This is a genomic window from Xenorhabdus yunnanensis (assembly GCF_028598805.1).
GTDB lineage: Bacteria > Pseudomonadota > Gammaproteobacteria > Enterobacterales > Enterobacteriaceae > Xenorhabdus > Xenorhabdus yunnanensis.
Map to the genome: position 1 here is coordinate 1 of NZ_JAQRFI010000130.1, position 2,340 is coordinate 2,340.

The 2,340-nt window shown below is 47.1% G+C and carries 2 protein-coding genes; both read left to right on the forward strand.

Annotated features, from left to right (window positions below; genetic code table 11):
- Positions 1 to 948, forward strand: a 948-nt coding sequence (locus tag PSI23_RS20995) for a hypothetical protein (protein WP_306309659.1), incomplete at its 5' end; no start/stop codon positions are given.
- Positions 929 to 2,335 (forward strand): replicative DNA helicase, encoded by a 1,407-nt coding sequence (locus PSI23_RS21000; protein WP_273556893.1) that lies wholly within the window; start codon positions 929 to 931, stop codon positions 2,333 to 2,335. The genes PSI23_RS20995 and PSI23_RS21000, both read left to right, overlap by 20 nt.
- Positions 2,336 to 2,340 lie beyond the last annotated feature (5 nt).

The window sequence follows — 2,340 nt, forward strand, 5'->3', positions numbered from 1 at the left end:
GTTGCATATGTGGATTTTGGATCGCGAGCGTCTTCAAGGAGTGCATGGATGGAAAACCAAAAACAGGGGCACTTTGCACTGTTCAGAAGTCTTCTGTCCAGTGGATGGGCTGATGATACTGCTAAATTAGCACTGTGGGTTAGACTGTTGGGGTTAACTCAACATAAACCTAGGCGTGTTGAATTTAGCGGGGTTCACTGGGATCTGGAGGCTGGTCAGTTAGTAACAAAAATACCGTTATTAGCCAGAAAGTTAAAGGATGCCCAAGGGAATGAGAAGACTAAAAAACAGGTCAGGGATATGCTCGAATTTTTCTCTGCTGAGGGCATGTTAACCTTCAAAGGAAACCGTCACGGAACCGTGATAACGATCACAAATTATACCGATTATCAGGGTGATTTTGAGGTAACAAACGAGGTAACTAATCAGGTAACAAACAAACCCAGTAATGACGCTGCCTCCGATGGAGGTCAGGTAACAAAGTTGGTAACAAAGCAGGTCAAACAGAGTAAGAAAGTATTAGAACAAGAATATATAACATCTAACGATGTTGGTCAGTTTTCTGACGAAAACGACCCGCCACAGCCAGTCAAGAAATCGCAATCCAAAAAAGAATCAGTTCCCTACCAAGCCATGATCGATGCCTATCACGAAATCCTGCCTGAAATGGCTAGAGTGACTGTCCTGCGAGACGGCAGAAAATCCAAGATGCGGACATTCTGGCAACGAACTAACAAGGAGTACCAGACCAAACACCAGAAGCCGTTTACGCTGGAAAATTGGCGGGGATATTTGGGTTACATAGCCGAACACTGCCGCTGGATGATGGAAGACCGACCGAATGGAAAAGGGGGTTACTGGCGAGCTAAGAATCTGGATTACCTGATCACCGACCAATGTTACGTATCCGTCAAAGAGGACAGAGCCAATGACCGTAAACAACATTAACCAAGTCCCCCACAGCATCGAGGCGGAACAGAGCGTCATTGGTGCATTACTGCTAGACCCCCAGAGTGATAACTCACAGTACGTATTCTCGATGTTAACTTCCGGTGATTTTTATAGCCGTCATCATGGCCTGATTTACACCGAGATGCGCATGATGAATACCCAGCATCAACCGATTGATGTGCTCACGGTAGATGATCGTTTGCGGAATACCGGGAAGTCTGGCAATACAGGCGGATTGGCGTATCTGGCTGAGATTGCCAAGAACACACCCAGCACGGCTAACATCGTGGCCTATGCCAAGAAACTCAAGGAGACTGCCGCCGAGCGTTACGCCATTGAGAAAACTAACGAGATCCATCGGTTACTGATGACCCCCAGTACACTGACATTTGCCGAGAAAATGGACATGGCCCAACGATTGATGGGTGAGGCAGCGGAGAATGGTGTTACCGGCAAGAAAACAGGACTTAAGCCCATTAGTGAGATTGCTGATCGCTTCTTCGAAAAACTGGAAGAACGCTTTAATAATCCTGAATTACATCGGGGGCTTAAGACCGGATTCCCAGACTTTGACAATATGTTAGCGCCGAAATATATCGTTAATGGTTCGCTGTTTGTTATTGGTGCACGTCCGAAAATGGGAAAAACCACAGTATTAACCGAAATGGCGAAGAATGTCGCTGCGAATGGTCAGTCAGTATTGTTGTTCAGCATGGAAATGACGGATGAGCAATTATTCGAGCGCATGGTTAGCCAGAAATCAGGGGTTAACACAGACACGCTATATGGCGGAACTGATGACGATTATGAGTGGGATCTACTTTGTCGGGCAATAGGCGAGCTGAGAGACACACCCAATGTCTGGGTTGATGATACTCCGGCAATGACATTCGCTCATATTCAGTCACAGTGCCGCAAGATCAAGCGCAGGGTCGGTAAGATTGGTTTTATCGGTATTGACTACTTGACCCTGATGAAGACTGAGAAAGCAGACCGGAATGACATAGCCTACGGCAACATTACCAAGGGCCTCAAGATACTGGCGAAAGAACTCGATACCGTTGTTGTTTTGCTAACCCAGCTTAACCGGAATCTGGAAGAGCGCGCCAACAAGCGTCCGATGCCTAGTGACAGCCGCGACACAGGTCAGATAGAGCAGGATTGTGATTACTGGATGGGGGTTTATCGTGATTCGGTTTATCACGAGAAATCAGACCAAACGCTGACAGAATTGATCCTGCGCCTCAACCGTCATGGCAAAGCGGGAACCACCTACATTGAACAAAAAGGGCTTTGTCTCTTTCCTCTCGATCAGGTCGAAGGAGATCGCAGAGCCAAGCGAAACGAAGACAGGCCTAATAAACCCCACCATAAGGACTTTTGAGATGA